This window comes from Nevskia sp., assembly GCF_021732705.1.
Classification (GTDB): Bacteria; Pseudomonadota; Gammaproteobacteria; order Nevskiales; family Nevskiaceae; genus Nevskia.
In genome coordinates, this window is sequence record NZ_JAKFUM010000010.1 from 497,451 (window position 1) to 510,408 (window position 12,958).

At 65.9% G+C, this 12,958-nt stretch carries 15 protein-coding genes; 4 read left to right on the plus strand and 11 right to left on the minus strand.

The features are described from left to right. Positions 1 to 8: 8 nt before the first annotated feature. The gene (locus QZ951_RS13680) at positions 9 to 608 is read right to left on the minus strand and encodes a 2-hydroxychromene-2-carboxylate isomerase (protein ID WP_293001385.1); all 600 of its coding nucleotides are present in this window, start codon (positions 606 to 608) and stop codon (positions 9 to 11) included. Positions 609 to 746: 138 nt separating this feature from the next. Between QZ951_RS13680 and QZ951_RS13685 the strand changes: the two genes are divergently transcribed. Further along, the gene (locus QZ951_RS13685) at positions 747 to 1,652 is read left to right on the plus strand and encodes a peptidase (protein WP_293001387.1); all 906 of its coding nucleotides are present in this window, start codon (positions 747 to 749) and stop codon (positions 1,650 to 1,652) included. 93 nt (positions 1,653 to 1,745) lie between these two features. Here QZ951_RS13685 and QZ951_RS13690 read toward each other — a convergent pair whose 3' ends face one another. Then, the gene (locus QZ951_RS13690; RefSeq protein ID WP_293001389.1) at positions 1,746 to 2,681 is read right to left on the minus strand and encodes an alpha-E domain-containing protein; all 936 of its coding nucleotides are present in this window, start codon (positions 2,679 to 2,681) and stop codon (positions 1,746 to 1,748) included. Next, the gene (locus tag QZ951_RS13695; RefSeq protein ID WP_293001391.1) at positions 2,681 to 4,192 is read right to left on the minus strand and encodes a circularly permuted type 2 ATP-grasp protein; all 1,512 of its coding nucleotides are present in this window, start codon (positions 4,190 to 4,192) and stop codon (positions 2,681 to 2,683) included. Before QZ951_RS13695 ends, QZ951_RS13690 begins: the two co-directional genes overlap by 1 nt. 163 nt (positions 4,193 to 4,355) lie before the next feature. Between QZ951_RS13695 and minC the strand changes: the two genes are divergently transcribed. From minC to minE, 3 genes are all read left to right on the plus strand, one after another. Beyond that, positions 4,356 to 5,069 carry a septum site-determining protein MinC gene (gene minC, locus QZ951_RS13700; RefSeq protein WP_293001393.1) on the plus strand — a complete coding sequence of 238 codons (714 nt, stop codon included), beginning with the start codon at positions 4,356 to 4,358 and terminating at the stop codon, positions 5,067 to 5,069. A gap of 106 nt (positions 5,070 to 5,175) precedes the next feature. Beyond that, the gene (minD, locus tag QZ951_RS13705; RefSeq protein ID WP_293001395.1) at positions 5,176 to 5,985 is read left to right on the plus strand and encodes a septum site-determining protein MinD; all 810 of its coding nucleotides are present in this window, start codon (positions 5,176 to 5,178) and stop codon (positions 5,983 to 5,985) included. Position 5,986: 1 nt separating this feature from the next. Further along, positions 5,987 to 6,253, plus strand: coding sequence for a cell division topological specificity factor MinE (gene minE, locus QZ951_RS13710; protein ID WP_293001397.1), 267 nt, complete (start codon positions 5,987 to 5,989; stop codon positions 6,251 to 6,253). A 27-nt stretch (positions 6,254 to 6,280) separates the two neighbouring features. On the opposite strand, the gene ptsP is transcribed toward minE, so the two are convergent. The 8 genes from ptsP to QZ951_RS13750 all read right to left on the minus strand — a co-directional run bounded on the left by ptsP (position 6,281) and on the right by QZ951_RS13750 (position 12,882). Beyond that, on the minus strand, positions 6,281 to 8,029 hold the full coding sequence (ptsP, locus tag QZ951_RS13715) for a phosphoenolpyruvate--protein phosphotransferase (protein WP_293001399.1): 1,749 nt from the start codon (positions 8,027 to 8,029) through the stop codon (positions 6,281 to 6,283). After that, positions 8,026 to 8,340 (minus strand): HPr family phosphocarrier protein, encoded by a 315-nt coding sequence (locus QZ951_RS13720; RefSeq protein ID WP_293001401.1) that lies wholly within the window; start codon positions 8,338 to 8,340, stop codon positions 8,026 to 8,028. The genes ptsP and QZ951_RS13720 overlap by 4 nt, the downstream gene beginning before the upstream one ends. Next, positions 8,337 to 8,771, minus strand: coding sequence for a PTS fructose transporter subunit IIA (locus QZ951_RS13725; RefSeq protein ID WP_293001403.1), 435 nt, complete (start codon positions 8,769 to 8,771; stop codon positions 8,337 to 8,339). The genes QZ951_RS13720 and QZ951_RS13725 overlap by 4 nt, the downstream gene beginning before the upstream one ends. A 10-nt stretch (positions 8,772 to 8,781) precedes the next feature. Next, entirely contained in the window at positions 8,782 to 9,654 is an 873-nt protein-coding gene (gene rapZ / locus QZ951_RS13730; RefSeq protein WP_293001405.1) for an RNase adapter RapZ, read from the minus strand. Between the two features lie 4 nt (positions 9,655 to 9,658). Next, positions 9,659 to 10,270, minus strand: coding sequence for a hypothetical protein (locus QZ951_RS13735; protein WP_293001407.1), 612 nt, complete (start codon positions 10,268 to 10,270; stop codon positions 9,659 to 9,661). 40 nt (positions 10,271 to 10,310) lie between these two features. Further along, a complete protein-coding gene (gene ptsN, locus QZ951_RS13740; RefSeq protein ID WP_293001409.1) occupies positions 10,311 to 10,760 on the minus strand; it encodes a PTS IIA-like nitrogen regulatory protein PtsN in 450 nt (149 codons plus the stop codon). A gap of 187 nt (positions 10,761 to 10,947) precedes the next feature. Next, complete coding sequence (gene raiA / locus QZ951_RS13745; protein ID WP_293001411.1) at positions 10,948 to 11,271, minus strand: ribosome-associated translation inhibitor RaiA; 324 nt, start codon at positions 11,269 to 11,271, stop codon at positions 10,948 to 10,950. 129 nt (positions 11,272 to 11,400) lie between these two features. Next, the gene (locus QZ951_RS13750; RefSeq protein WP_293001413.1) at positions 11,401 to 12,882 is read right to left on the minus strand and encodes an RNA polymerase factor sigma-54; all 1,482 of its coding nucleotides are present in this window, start codon (positions 12,880 to 12,882) and stop codon (positions 11,401 to 11,403) included. Between the last annotated feature and the right edge of the window lie 76 nt (positions 12,883 to 12,958).

A 12,958-nucleotide genomic window follows, 5' to 3' on the forward strand; every position in this document is an offset into this window, starting at 1 on the left:
GGCAACGCTCAGTGGCTGCGCGCCTTCAGATGATTTTCAAGCAGCACCAGACGGTCGTTGCCCCAGAACATCTGGCCATCGACGAACATCGTCGGCGCACCGAAGGCGCCGCGCTTCACCGCTTCCTCGGTGTTCGTGCGCAGCCGGTCCTTGATCTCGGCCTCCGCAGTCCTCGCCAGCAGTGCTTCGCCATCGAGACCGAGGGCGGCGGCAACGGCCGCGATCGCGTCCGGCTTGGCGATGTCGGCGCCATCGGCCCAGTACGCCTTCATGATCGCCTGCGCGAACGCGCTGCCGTGACCGGCATCGTCCGCCGCGCACGCTGCCCGCATCGCGCTGATGCCGTTGATCGGGAAGATCGTCGGGAAGCGGAATGGCACCGCGTACAACGTGGCCCAGCGCTGAACGTCCTGGAACAGGTGCTTGGCCTTCGCCGCGACCGTGGCCGGCGCGCGGTTGCCGGTGGCTTCGAACACCTTGCCGAGCACGAACGGCCGCCAGACGACGGTCGCGCCGTGGCGCGCGGCCAGCGACTCGATCTGCGTGGCCGCCAGATAGGTGTACGGGCTGGCGGGGTCCCAGAAGAACTCGATGACGGCAGCGGACATGCGATAACACCCGGTGGGGAAAGGCAAATCAGTCTGACTGCCGCCCCGGCGCGGCACAAGTTATGCTTCCCCCTGCGGGCGGCCATGCCAGCAGAACGCCAAAATCCGACAACAAGCCCGCAGGCGCCCCCGAGACCCATGACTTATTGCGTTGCGATCAAGGTCAACGACGGCATCGTCTTCGCTGCCGATACCCGTACGGCGGCCGGCGTCGACGATGTGCGGACCTACAACAAGCTGCACGTGCTCGAAGTGCCGGGCGAACGGGTCTTCGTGATCCTGTCCGCCGGCAATCTGGCGACCACGCAGTACGTGCTGGCCTATGCCCGGCGCGAGATGAACGATCCGAGCGTCAAGGTTTCGTTACGCACGGTGCGCCACATGTTCGATGCCGCCGACTACCTCGGCCAACTGTCGGTGCGGGCGCAGAAGCAGAGCGCGGAATCCGGCATGAACGTCAACGTCGAGACCACGCTGATCCTCGGCGGCCAGATCATGGGCGAGGATCCGGCGATCTACCTGATCTACCCGCTCGGCAACTGCATCGCGGCAAGCCAGGAAATGCCGTTCCTGCAGATCGGCGAGATCAAGTACGGCAAGCCGATTCTCGATCGCTTCGTCCGCGGCAACGTCAAGCTCGAGGATGCGGCGCGCTGCGCGCTGGTGTCGCTCGATTCGACGATGCGCTCGAACATCTCGGTCGGCCCGCCGGTCGACATGGCGATCATGAACCGCAACGAGTTCTCGATCGCGCACTCGTTCCGGCTTGACTACGACACGCCGTACTACGCCGCCCTCAAGGAAACCTGGGCGCGGCAGCTCGAGAACGCCGTGCGCTCGCTGCCGAAGTTCGACTGGGAGATGCAGCAATCGCTGCCGCTGCAGCACCAGCAGGCGGCGCAGGTGCCGCCGACCCAGCAGTCCCAGTCGCAGGCGCCGTGGGGCTCGCAGCAGGGTCAGAACGGCGCCTATCTGATGTCCACCGCGCTGCAGCCGCAATACGACGGCGGTGGCGATTCCGGGGATGGGTACAGCGGCGGTTGAGGCCGTCGAACCCGGTGCGATCCGGCAGGCCCCATCACGCGGTCTGCATGCAGCAGATCACCGCCGATGCGTTCTGCGGTGGTGCCAAGACCGTCAAGCGCTGAAGTAGGCCGCGCTGACGGCCGTGTGCATGTCGGCCAGGCCGATCTGGATCTCGTCCATCAGCCCCGGCAGGCCATCGGCCGACTTCAGCAGCGCTTCGATGTTGGCGTCGCGCACCAGCGCCCGCGTGCGGTCGATGGTCCGTTCGATCGTGCGGTTGTTCGGCAGCTGCGGCAGCGTCGACGCGATGTTGCCGAGGCAGAACATCACGCTGCGCGGGAAGTCGCGGTTCTGCAGCAGGAAGCGCAGCACGCCGGCGCCGTTGACGCGCGTGCGCATGTGGCGACGGTACATCTGGTACGCCGTCAGCGAGCGCAGCACGCTCATCCAGACGATGTTCTCGAACGGCGTGAGGTCGAGCTTGTCGTCCGGTTTCAGCAGCTTGGCCGTGCGCACGTCGAGGATGCGCGTGGTCATGTCGGCCTGTTCGATGTTGGTTCCGATGCGCAGCATCTGGAAGCCGACATCGCGGCTCATGTTGCTGGTCAGCACGCTGTAGACCAGCAGCGCGCCGCTGATCACCTGCTGCACGAAGGCCTGACGACCGGCGCGCTGCACGGCGGAGTCGCCACGCTCCTGCACGTAGAAGTAGATGTCGTTCAGCCGCTCCCAGGTGTCGCGCGGCATGGTGTCGCGCGAGACGCGGAGAATCTCGCGGGCGTTGTGCAGCGAGGTCTGGATCGACCCCGGATTGCGCGGATCGACCATCAGGAAGCGCACGACGTTGTCTTCCGTCGCTTCCGGGTACAGCTCGCGGAATTTCGGCACGGCGCCGACGATCTCGATCAGCGGCGACCAGCCGAGCGGCATGCGGCGCGGCAGATCGAGCATCAGGTTGGCGTTGACGTTGATCAGGCGCGCGGTGTTTTCCGCGCGCTGCACATAGCGTCCGAACCAGTACAGGTTTTCGGCGACGCGGGACAGCATCAGAGGCTCCCCTTCTGCGATTGCGATTGCGCGGCCGGCGAGGTCACGATCGCCGGGCTGTCTTCGTCGATGTCGACGATCCAGGTGTCCTTCGATCCGCCGCCCTGCGAGGAATTGACCACCAGCGAGCCCTTCACCAGCGCCACGCGGGTCAGGCCGCCGGTGGTGACGTAGGTGCTTTCGCCGCGGCTCAGGATGAACGGACGAAGATCGAGATGGCGCGGCTCGATGCCTTCGTCGCAGATCGTCGGCGCGGTCGACAGGCTCAATGTCGGCTGGGCCATGTAGTTGCGCGGGTTCTTCTCGATCAGCGCGCGGAACTTCTCGTGCTCGTCCTTCGACACGCGCGGGCCGATCATCATGCCGTAGCCGCCGGACTCGTTGGCCGGCTTGACCACCAGCTTGTCGAGATTGGCGAGCACATGCTTGCGCTGCTTCTCGTCGAAGCACAGGAAGCTCGGCACGTTCGGCAGGATCGCGTCCTCGCCGAGGTAGTACTTGATCATCTGCGGCACGTAGGCGTAGACGACCTTGTCGTCGGCGACACCGGCGCCGGGCGCGTTGGCCAGGCCGACCTTGCCCTTGATCCACGAGCGCATCAGGCCCTTGGCGCCGAGGATCGAATCCGGATTGAACGCTTCCGGATCGAGGAACAGATCGTCGATGCGGCGGTAGATGACGTCGACGCGCTTCAGCCCGTCGATCGTCCGCATGTAAGTGCAGTCGTCGTCGCCGACGACGAGGTCGGTGCCTTCGACCAGTTCCACGCCCATCTGCTGCGCGAGGTAGGCGTGCTCGAAATAGGCCGAGTTGTAGATGCCGGGTGTCAGCAGCACGACGTTCGGCGCGTCGCCCGGGCGCGGGCTCAGCGCCACCAGCGTGTCGTAGAGCTGGGCGGCGTAGTCGTCGACCGGCAGGATGTTCGTGGTGTGGAACAGCTCCGGCCAGATGCGCTTGATCACCGCGCGGTTTTCCAGCATGTACGACACGCCGGACGGTACCCGCAGGTTGTCCTCGAGCACGTACAGCGTGCCATCGCCGTCACGCACGAGATCCGAACCGCAGATGTGCGCCCAGATGCCGTGCTTCGGCTTCACGCCGACGCACTGCTTCCGGAAATTGACCGACTCCGCGAGGATTTCGGCCGGGAAGATGCCGTCCTTGATGATCTGCTGCTTGCCGTACAGGTCCTGGATGAAGTGGTTCAGCGCAGTCACGCGCTGCTTCAGGCCACGCTCGGTCTTCTCCCACTCCTTCTTCGGAATGACGCGCGGGATGATGTCGAACGGCCACGCGCGGTCGACGTTCTTGCCTTCGGAATAGACCGTGAACGTGATGCCCATGACCTTGATCGCGAGGTCCGCGGCGAGACGGCGGTCGGCGAGGTCCTTGGCGCCGAGGCTTTGAAGATAGGCAACGAGGCTGCGCGCCGCGGGTCTGGCGGCGCCAGTGGCATCAAACAGTTCGTCGTAGGCATCGTCGCAACGATAGTTGCGCCAGTCGAAAGCCATGCAGGTGTCCAGAGAACTTGGTTTTGGAGGGCCAGATTCCGTCCGTGGCGGCCGGAACATTGATCTTGAAAGGTTTGGTCTCTAACCTAGCATCACGATTAAGCAAAACATAGGCCACGGCCCCCTGCTTTCGTTCCCCACAGAAGGTTTTAATCCCCCGTAAATGACTCGCTCCCGCCCCGCCCTTGAACTGAAGGGCCGCATGCTGCCGATCACGCGCGTGCGGGTGCTCGAATCGGACCCCGCCGGGGTTCGGCCGCAACTTGCCGAAATGGTCCGCCAGATGCCGCAGGCGGTGAAAGGCATGTCGGTGGTGATCGACAGCGACGTCGACACCGATCTCGCCGCGCTGCTCGCCGCGTTGCGTGAAGTCGGCATTCAGCCGCTCGCGGTGTCCGAAGGTCCGCTGGCCGAGGCTGCCCGCGCCGCCGGCCTGCCGGTGGTGTCGCGGGATTCGGGCAAATCGTCCGCCGCGCCGCCGCCTGCCCCGGCGCCCGCACCGCCGCCGCGTCCGGTGGCGCCGCAGCCGGTCGCCGCCCAGCGCAAGCCGGCGCGCGTGGTGGCCGAGCCGATCCGCTCCGGCCAGCAGATCTATGCCGATGGCTGCGACCTGATCGTGCTGAACACGGTCAGCCCCGGCGCCGAAGTGATCGCCGACGGCTGCATCCACATCTACGGCAAGCTCGCCGGCCGGGCGCTGGCCGGGGTCAAGGGCGACGAGTCGGCCCGGGTGTTCTGCCGCAAGCTCGATGCCGAACTGATCGCGATCGCCGGCATCTACGCCGTGGCCGAGCAGATCAAGGCCGGGCCGAAAGACGCGCCGGCCATGGCCTATCTCGATGACGGCCGCTTGAAAATCGAGGCGCACAAAATCTAACGTCCGCGCATGTCGGATTGCCGACGTTCACGGACTTCCCGGTTTGCATGACGGATACACGCGGCAGGCGAGCATCGACCGGCCGCAACTTCGAGAGGGTTTTTCGTTGGCCAAGATCATCGTAGTCACCTCGGGCAAGGGCGGCGTCGGCAAGACCACCACCAGCGCGTCGTTCGCCACCGGCCTCGCGCTGCGCGGCAAGAAGACCGCCGTCATCGATTTCGACGTGGGCCTGCGCAACCTCGACCTGATCATGGGGTGCGAGCGTCGCGTGGTGTACGACTTCGTCAATGTCATCAACAAGGAAGCCACGCTCAAGCAGGCCCTGATCCGCGACAAGAACGTCGACACGCTGCACATCCTCGCGGCCAGCCAGACCCGCGACAAGGACGCGCTGACCGAGGAAGGCGTCGAGCGCGTGCTGAGCGAACTGGCGCAGGACTTCGACTACATCATCTGCGACTCGCCGGCCGGCATCGAGCGCGGTGCCTTCCTCGCGATGTACTTCGCCGATGAAGCGCTGGTGGTGACCAATCCGGAAGTGTCGTCGGTGCGCGATTCCGACCGCGTGCTCGGCATTCTCGCGTCGAAGTCGCGTCTGGCCGAAAAGGGCGAGAAGCGGGTCAAGGAACATCTGGTGCTGACCCGCTACAACCCGGCGCGTGTCGCCAAGGGCGAGATGCTTTCGGTTGACGACGTCAAGGAAATCCTCGCGATTCCGCTGCTCGGCATCATTCCGGAATCGCCGACGGTGCTGACCAGCTCGAACTCGGGCGAGCCCGTGATCAAGGACCCGGCGAGCGAAGCTGGCCAGGCCTACACCGATCTGGTGGCGCGTTTCCTCGGCGAGGAACGGCCGATGCGTTTCATGACCGAGCAGAAGAAAGGTTTCATGGCCAAGCTGTTCGGAGGCTGACATGGACTGGCTCAAGATCTTCCGGACCGAAAAGAGCAAGACCAGCGCGCAGACCGCGAAGGACCGGCTGATGGTCGCCGTCGCCTACCAGCGCGAAGGCCGGCTGAACGGGCCGAACTACCTGCCGCAGATGCGCGAGGAAATCCTCGCCGTCGTGCGCAAGTACATCCGGGTACCGGACGACTCGGTGCAGTTCAACGTCCAGCGCGAGGATGGGCTGGAAGTGCTGGAACTGAACATCACGCTGCCGGAAGACGGCCCGCGCTGACACGCCGCGGGGTCCGCGTCGCGCCGATCAATCGGACATCAGCGCTTCCAGCGCCTGCGAATCGCCGGTTTCGAGCAGATTCATCGCGTGCGCGCGCAGCGCATGGATGTCCGACTCGATGATGATGCGCTTGACCTCGAGCACGCTGGCCGGATGCATCGAGAACTCGGTCAGGCCCAGCCCCAGCAGCAGCCGCGTGTAGCGCGGATCGCCGGCCATCTCGCCGCACATCGCGACCGGAATGCGACCGCGATCGCCGGCCTCGATGGTCATCCGGATCAGGCGCAGCACGGCCGGATGCAGCGGGTCGTACAGGTAGTTGACCTCGTCATCGACACGGTCGATCGCCAGCGTGTACTGGATCAGGTCGTTGGTGCCGATCGAGAAGAAATCGGCATGCTTGGCCAAGAGCGGCGCGGCGAGCGCGGCCGCCGGCACCTCGATCATCGCGCCGACCGGCACATGCTTGGCCATCGGCTGGCCTTCGCGCGAGAGCTGCTCGCGCGTGGCGTCGATGAAGTTCTTCGCCTGCCGGTATTCGGCCACGCTCGAAATCATCGGCAGCATGATGTGGACATCGCCGTGGGCCGAGGCCCGCAGCAGCGCCCGCACCTGCGCCCGGAACAGGTCCGGCTCCTTCAGGCACAAGCGGATGGCGCGCAGACCCAGGGCCGGATTGTTCGGCGTGGGGCCGGAGCGCGCACCGGAGTCGACCTGCTTGTCCGCCCCGAGGTCGAGCGTGCGGATCGTGATCGGACCCTTCACCGACGCGACGACGCGCGAGTAGGCTTCGTACTGCTCGTCCTCGGTCGGCAGCGTCTTCCGGTTCATGTACAGGAACTCGGTGCGATACAGGCCGACGCCTTCGGCACCGAGATCGGCGGCGTGGGTCGCGTCCTCGCTCAGCTCGATGTTCGCGAGCAGCCGGATCTTGACGCCATCGCGCGAGATCGCCGGCTGATCGCGCAGGCCGGACAGCGAGGCCCGGCGTGCCAGCTGCCCGGCGCGCTTGCTGCGGAAGAAGGCCAGCGCCTGCTCGTCCGGATCGGCCAGTGCATGGCCCAGATCGCCGTCGACGATGACCGCTTCGCCGTCCTTGAACAGCCGGCGCGCGCCATGCAGGCCGACGATCGCCGGGATCGAGTACGAGCGCGCGAGGATCGCGGTGTGCGACAGCGGGCCGCCGTACTCGGTGATGAACGCGGCCACACCCGCCTGCGCCAGCAGGATGATGTCGGCCGGCGTGATGTCGTCGGCGACGATGACGTTCGGCTCCGGCGCCGGCTCGGCCGCAGCACCCGTCGTGCCGACCGGCAGGCTGCGCTCCTGCTTCAGCAGCGTGCGCAGGATGCGCGCGGATACGTGCTGCACGTCGTCCTTGCGCGAGCGCAGGTAGGCGTCGTCCATCTGCTCGAACACGGCCACCAACGCGTCGCGCTGGCGCTTCAGCGCAGATTCGGCATTGATGCGGCTGCTGCGGATGCTGCTGACCACGGCCTCGGTCAGCGAGCGGTCGTCCATCATCAGCAGATGGGTGTCGATGAACGCGGCAATCTCGTTCTGCGCGCCCCCGAGCCCGACCGGCACCTGCGCGCGCACCTGCTCGAGCTGCTCGCGCGCCCGGGCCTGCGCGTCCGCGAAGCGCGCGACCTCGGCCTCGACCTCGGCTTCGGCGATCGTGTATTCGGGGATTTCGAGATCGCCGCCCGACAGCTTCTGGACGCGGCCGATCGCGATGCCGCGCGAAACCCCGATGCCGTTGAGCCAGAGGCTCATGCTTCCTCGTCGAAGCGGTTGGCGATCAGCGCCGCCAGCGCTTCCAGCGCTTCGACCGCGTCATCGCCGGTGGCGCTGAGCGTGATGATGCTGCCCTGGGCGGCGGCCAGCATCATCACGCCCATGATGCTCTTGCCGCTGACCTGCTTGCCGTCCTTGGCCACCTTGATGTCGGCCTGATACTTCGCGGCCAAGGTCACCAGCTTGGCCGCGGCGCGGGCGTGCAGGCCCAGACGGTTGACGATGGCGACGATCTTTTCGGCGCTCGTGGTGGCGTTCGAAGGGTCGTTCATCGGGGCGTTCGGGCTCATGACTTCGGTTCCTGATTCGGTGCGGCGGCCGCCAGCGGCGCCGGGCGCGGGCAGACGACGACGCCGCGCTGGCCGCCTTCGACCGCGGCGCGGCTCATCGCCGCGAGCTCGAGCTGCGGGTAGTTGAGGATCTTGACCAGCATCGGCAGGTTGATGCCGGCCACGACTTCGGTATTCGGCGCTTCCGACAGCCGGCTGGCGATGTTGCTCGGCGTGGAGCCGTAGGCATCGGTCAGGATCAGCACGCCGGCGCCGGAATCGAGCCGCTCGATCATCCGTCGGCCCTGCAGCAGCAGCACATCGGTCGCCTGCACACGGCGCACTTCGAGCACATCGGACTGCAACGGCAGCGGGCCGATCATGTCCTGCATCGTTTCGAGCAGCAGGTGCCCGAGCTTGCCATGCGTGACCAGCAAGACGCCGACGGTCATGTCGTCTTCCTCATGCGCTCAATTCCCGATGTTTGACCACGATCTGCGCGAAGCGGCCGTCGAAGGCCTGCGCGAGCCGCTCGACCAGGTAGACCGAACGGTGCTGGCCGCCGGTGCAGCCGATGGCGACGGTGACATAGGCACGATCCTGCGCCTCGAACGCCGGCAGCCAGCGCTCGAGGTAGCCGCAGGTGTCGTCGAAAAACTGGCCGACGACCGTCTGGGCGCGAAAGTAGTCGACGACAGGCGCGTCGCGGCCGGTCAGTGCCCGCAGGTCCGGCACCCAGTGCGGGTTCGGCAGCACGCGGGCGTCGAACACGAAATCGGCCCCTTCCGGCCCTCCGTTCTTGAAGCCGAACGACAGGAACAGCACCGACAGCCCGGCCGTGCCCGGCTCCGGCAGGCGGGCGCCGATCGCCGCGCGCAGCTCGTACAGGTTGAGCTGCGTGGTATCGAGCGGCACGTCGGCGAGATCGGCGATCGGCTTCAGCAGCTTGCGCTCGAGACGGATCGCGTCGAGCAGCGAGACCTCGGCATTCGACAGCGGATGCCGGCGCCGGGTCTCGTTGTAGCGGCGGAGGATGACGCTGTCGTCCGCCGTCAGGAACAGCACGCGGACGTCGATCGCGCGGTCCGAGCCGGGATCGCGCAGCGCATCGAGCACAGCCGGGAAGCGTTCGATTTCCAGCGGATCGCAGCGGGCGTCGATGCCGAGCGCAAGCTTGCGGTAGCGCGGCCCGGGGTTGGCCACGGCATGCGTCAGCAGCGGCTGCACCAGATCGAGCGGGATGTTGTCGATGCAGTAGTAGCCGCGGTCCTCGTACTGCTTGAGGGCCACGGTCTTGCCGGCGCCGGACAATCCGCTGACGATGACGAGCCGCATGCGATCAGTCTTGTTGATGGGGTTCCACCGGCGATCCCGTCGCGCTGGCCGCTGGCGCCGGGTTCGCGGCGGCCGCGGCTTGCGCGATCAAATGCTGCGCCTGTCGTGCCACCAGATCGTCGCAGGCGTTGTAGCCCGCCGCACGGTGCCGATGATCGCGGCAGGCGGCCTCCACGAGCACCGCCAGATTATGCCCGACACGTCGCGGCAGCGAGATTTCCGGCACCGCGATGCCAAGCACGTCGACGGTGCTGCGGCGGCCGGTCAGGCGCTCGTCGGCGGACGGTTCGGTGCGGGCATCGAGCGCGATCGCGAGGTCGAGCCGGTGCTCGCCAAGCACCGATGCCTCGCCATAGAGCCGGCGCAGATTCAGGATGCCGAGGCCGCGGACTTCGATGAAACCGTCGAGCAGCGGCGGGCAACGGCCGATCAGGAGTGCTGGGTTGCCGGCGTCGATCCGGAACTCGATCGCGTCGTCGGCAACCAGCCGATGCCCGCGCGAGACCAGTTCCAGCCCGAGTTCGCTCTTGCCGGCACCGCTGGCGCCGCTGAGCCAGACGCCGAGCCCTTCGACCTCGACGAAAACACCGTGCGCGGTCAGCCGGTCGGTGCTCATGGCGCGTGCCGGTCGCGCAATGCGCGGGTTGGCGGGCGGACTAGCCGCCGGTCAGCAGCGCGTAGACCGCGGCATCGTCCTTCGCCGCGTGGACCTGCGCGCAGAAGTCGTCGTCGGAGAACTTCTCGGCGATCGCCGCCAGATGCTGCAGATGTTCGCCGGTGGCGTTCTGCGGCACCAGCAGACCGAACACCAGATCGACCGGCTGGCCGTCGTGCGTGTCGTAGTCGACCGGATGCTTCAGGCGAATGAAGGCGCCGACGCTGGTCGAGACACCGGCCATGCGGCCATGCGGAATCGCGACGCCATGACCCAGACCGGTCGAGCCGAGCTTTTCACGCCCGGCAAGGCTGGCGAGGATGTCGGCCGGCGCCACGCTCGGGGCTCCGAGCGCCAGCAGCCGCGCAATCTCTTCGAGCGCGCGTTTCTTGCTGGTCACGGCGACGCCGACGGCGACGCGGCCCGGATTCAGGATTTCTGCAAGTTTCATGTGGTTTCCGAGTGTCTGATATGACAAAGCCCCGCTTCGAAAAGCGGGGCTTTGTCGAGGCCCGGATAGTGTAACGCTGCCCGGCTTTGCCAACGATGATCCGGACCCGGTGCCGACCTGGCTGGATTCGGCCTCGATTCGAGCCCGGATCACCTCGGCCAGATCGGCGGGAAGCGACAGCGTCCTGTCAGTTGATCAGGTACTTGTGCGCTTCGCGGGCGTGGTGGTCGCGTATCTTTTCCTTGAACTTCCGGGTCTGCTGGTCGAGCTTGTCGATCAGGCTGTCGATCGCGGAATACATGTCGCCCTGGACCGCCTCGGCGTGAAGGTTCGCGCCCGGGGCGTGCAGCGTGGCTTCGGCCTTGTGCTGCAGCTTGGTATCCACCGACAGGATCACGGCGGCGTCGATCAGATGATCGAAATGACGCTCGACGCGCTTCAACTTGTCCGTGATGTAGGTACGCAGCGCCGGAGTGAGGTCCAGATGATGACCGGAAATGTTCAGGTTCATGCACGCAACTCCTCTTCAGATTCTCGGCCCGGGCGTCCGTCCGGCAACCGTCCGGACGAGCAGGTCGAGCACATTCGTTGCAGGTTTCAGACCATGACGAAAGAACGTGATTCCGACGCCGACCGGGGCTCAACCGATCGGCTTGCGCTCGTGCGAGGGAGGGATGCGCAGCGCTTCGCGGTACTTGGCGACCGTACGCCGTGCCACCTGAATGCCTTCCTTCAGCAGCATTTCGGCGAGCGTGGAGTCGGATAGCGGCTTGGCAGCGTCTTCCTGGGCGATGAGTCGCTTGATCATGGCCTGGATCGCGGTGGCGGAGCAGGTACCTCCTTCGGTGGTCTGGACGTGGCTGGAGAAGAAATACTTCAGTTCGTAAAGTCCTCGTGGCGTCAGCATGTACTTGTTTGCCGTCGCGCGCGATACCGTTGATTCATGAATTCCGAGCTGTTCGGCGACATCCCGCAACACCAGCGGGCGCATCGCCTCCTCGCCGTAGTCGAGAAACGCCCGCTGTTCCTCGACGATACATTGGGCAACCTTCAGCAGCGTTTCGTTCCGTGCTTCGAGCGAATTGATGAAATAGCGCGCTTCCTGCAGGTGCTGCTTCATCGTCAGCTGGTCGCGCGAGGTGTCGGCGCGCTTCACCATGCCCTGATAGAGCTGGTTGATCCGCAGTTTCGGCGTGTGTTCCGGATTCAGGCTGACGCGCCAGCGGCCGTTCTTCTTGCCGACGAAGACGTCGGGAGCGATATAGTCGCTTTCGTGCGCCTGATATGGCCGGCCCGGGTGCGGCTGCAGGGACTGGACCAGCGCCAGCCCTTCGCGCAGCGCTTCGAGGCCGAGGCCGGTGGCCTTGACCAGTGCCGTTTCGTCATGCCGGGCGAGCATCGCCATCGGCGCTTCGAGAATCCGGAACGCGGCGGCGAGTCCAGGCGTCTTCGGCGGGAACTGCTGCAGCTGCAGGCGCAGGCATTCCGGGAGATCGCGTGCGGCGACGCCGGACGGATCGAAATCCTGCACGGCGGCCAGCACCTTCTCGATCCGCGACAGCGGAATGGCGTTCTTGCTGGCCAGACGGTCGCGCACGCCATCCCAGTCTTCGAGATAGCCGTCGTCGTTGATCGCGTCGATGATGTGCAGCGCGATCTCGGCGTCGACTTCGTCGAACGGCGCGATGCTGGCCTGCCACATCAGGTGGTCCCTGAGCGACTGCGAGCCGTGCAGGTTGGCCTGCATGAAGTCGTGCAGGCCGTCATCGTCCTCGCCGGACGTGCTGCCGGCCGAGCCGGCGCTGTCGTAGATGTCGCCCCAGTCGGCATCGACCGGCATCTCTTCCGGAATCACCGCTTCGCCGCCGATCTCGATCGCGGTTTCCGACGGAATGCCGGCTTCGGCGATCGCCGCTTCGGTGTCCGCTTCGGCCATCGCCTCTTCGACCGTCTGGGTCTCCGGATCGTCGCCGTCGGCTTCCAGCATCACGTTGGATTCCAGCGCCTGACGGATTTCCAGCTGCAGATCGAGGCTCGACAACTGCAGCAGTCGAATCGCCTGCTGCAGCGCAGGCGTCATGGTCAGGGCGAGGCCGGTACGGAGCGACAGCGACTGCTTCATGCGGGGACTTTCAAGAATTCTGGTGTTGGCATTGTACTTGCTCAGAATTCGTTGCGATGGGCTATAGTTGAGAAGT

Excerpts from the sequence above, each read along its gene's own strand:
- QZ951_RS13720 (WP_293001401.1), bottom strand. The coding sequence starts at position 8,340 with ATGAGCCCGAACGCCCCGATGAACGACCCTTCGAACGCCACCACGAGC.
- minC (WP_293001393.1), top strand. The coding sequence starts at position 4,356 with ATGACTCGCTCCCGCCCCGCCCTTGAACTGAAGGGCCGCATGCTGCCG.
- QZ951_RS13735 (WP_293001407.1), bottom strand. The coding sequence starts at position 10,270 with ATGAGCACCGACCGGCTGACCGCGCACGGTGTTTTCGTCGAGGTCGAA.
- ptsP (WP_293001399.1), bottom strand. The coding sequence starts at position 8,029 with ATGAGCCTCTGGCTCAACGGCATCGGGGTTTCGCGCGGCATCGCGATC.
- raiA (WP_293001411.1), bottom strand. The coding sequence starts at position 11,271 with ATGAACCTGAACATTTCCGGTCATCATCTGGACCTCACTCCGGCGCTG.
- QZ951_RS13690 (WP_293001389.1), bottom strand. The coding sequence starts at position 2,681 with ATGCTGTCCCGCGTCGCCGAAAACCTGTACTGGTTCGGACGCTATGTG.
- ptsN (WP_293001409.1), bottom strand. The coding sequence starts at position 10,760 with ATGAAACTTGCAGAAATCCTGAATCCGGGCCGCGTCGCCGTCGGCGTC.
- rapZ (WP_293001405.1), bottom strand. The coding sequence starts at position 9,654 with ATGCGGCTCGTCATCGTCAGCGGATTGTCCGGCGCCGGCAAGACCGTG.
- minE (WP_293001397.1), top strand. The coding sequence starts at position 5,987 with ATGGACTGGCTCAAGATCTTCCGGACCGAAAAGAGCAAGACCAGCGCG.
- QZ951_RS13680 (WP_293001385.1), bottom strand. The coding sequence starts at position 608 with ATGTCCGCTGCCGTCATCGAGTTCTTCTGGGACCCCGCCAGCCCGTAC.
- QZ951_RS13685 (WP_293001387.1), top strand. The coding sequence starts at position 747 with ATGACTTATTGCGTTGCGATCAAGGTCAACGACGGCATCGTCTTCGCT.
- QZ951_RS13725 (WP_293001403.1), bottom strand. The coding sequence starts at position 8,771 with ATGACCGTCGGCGTCTTGCTGGTCACGCATGGCAAGCTCGGGCACCTG.
- QZ951_RS13750 (WP_293001413.1), bottom strand. The coding sequence starts at position 12,882 with ATGAAGCAGTCGCTGTCGCTCCGTACCGGCCTCGCCCTGACCATGACG.
- QZ951_RS13695 (WP_293001391.1), bottom strand. The coding sequence starts at position 4,192 with ATGGCTTTCGACTGGCGCAACTATCGTTGCGACGATGCCTACGACGAA.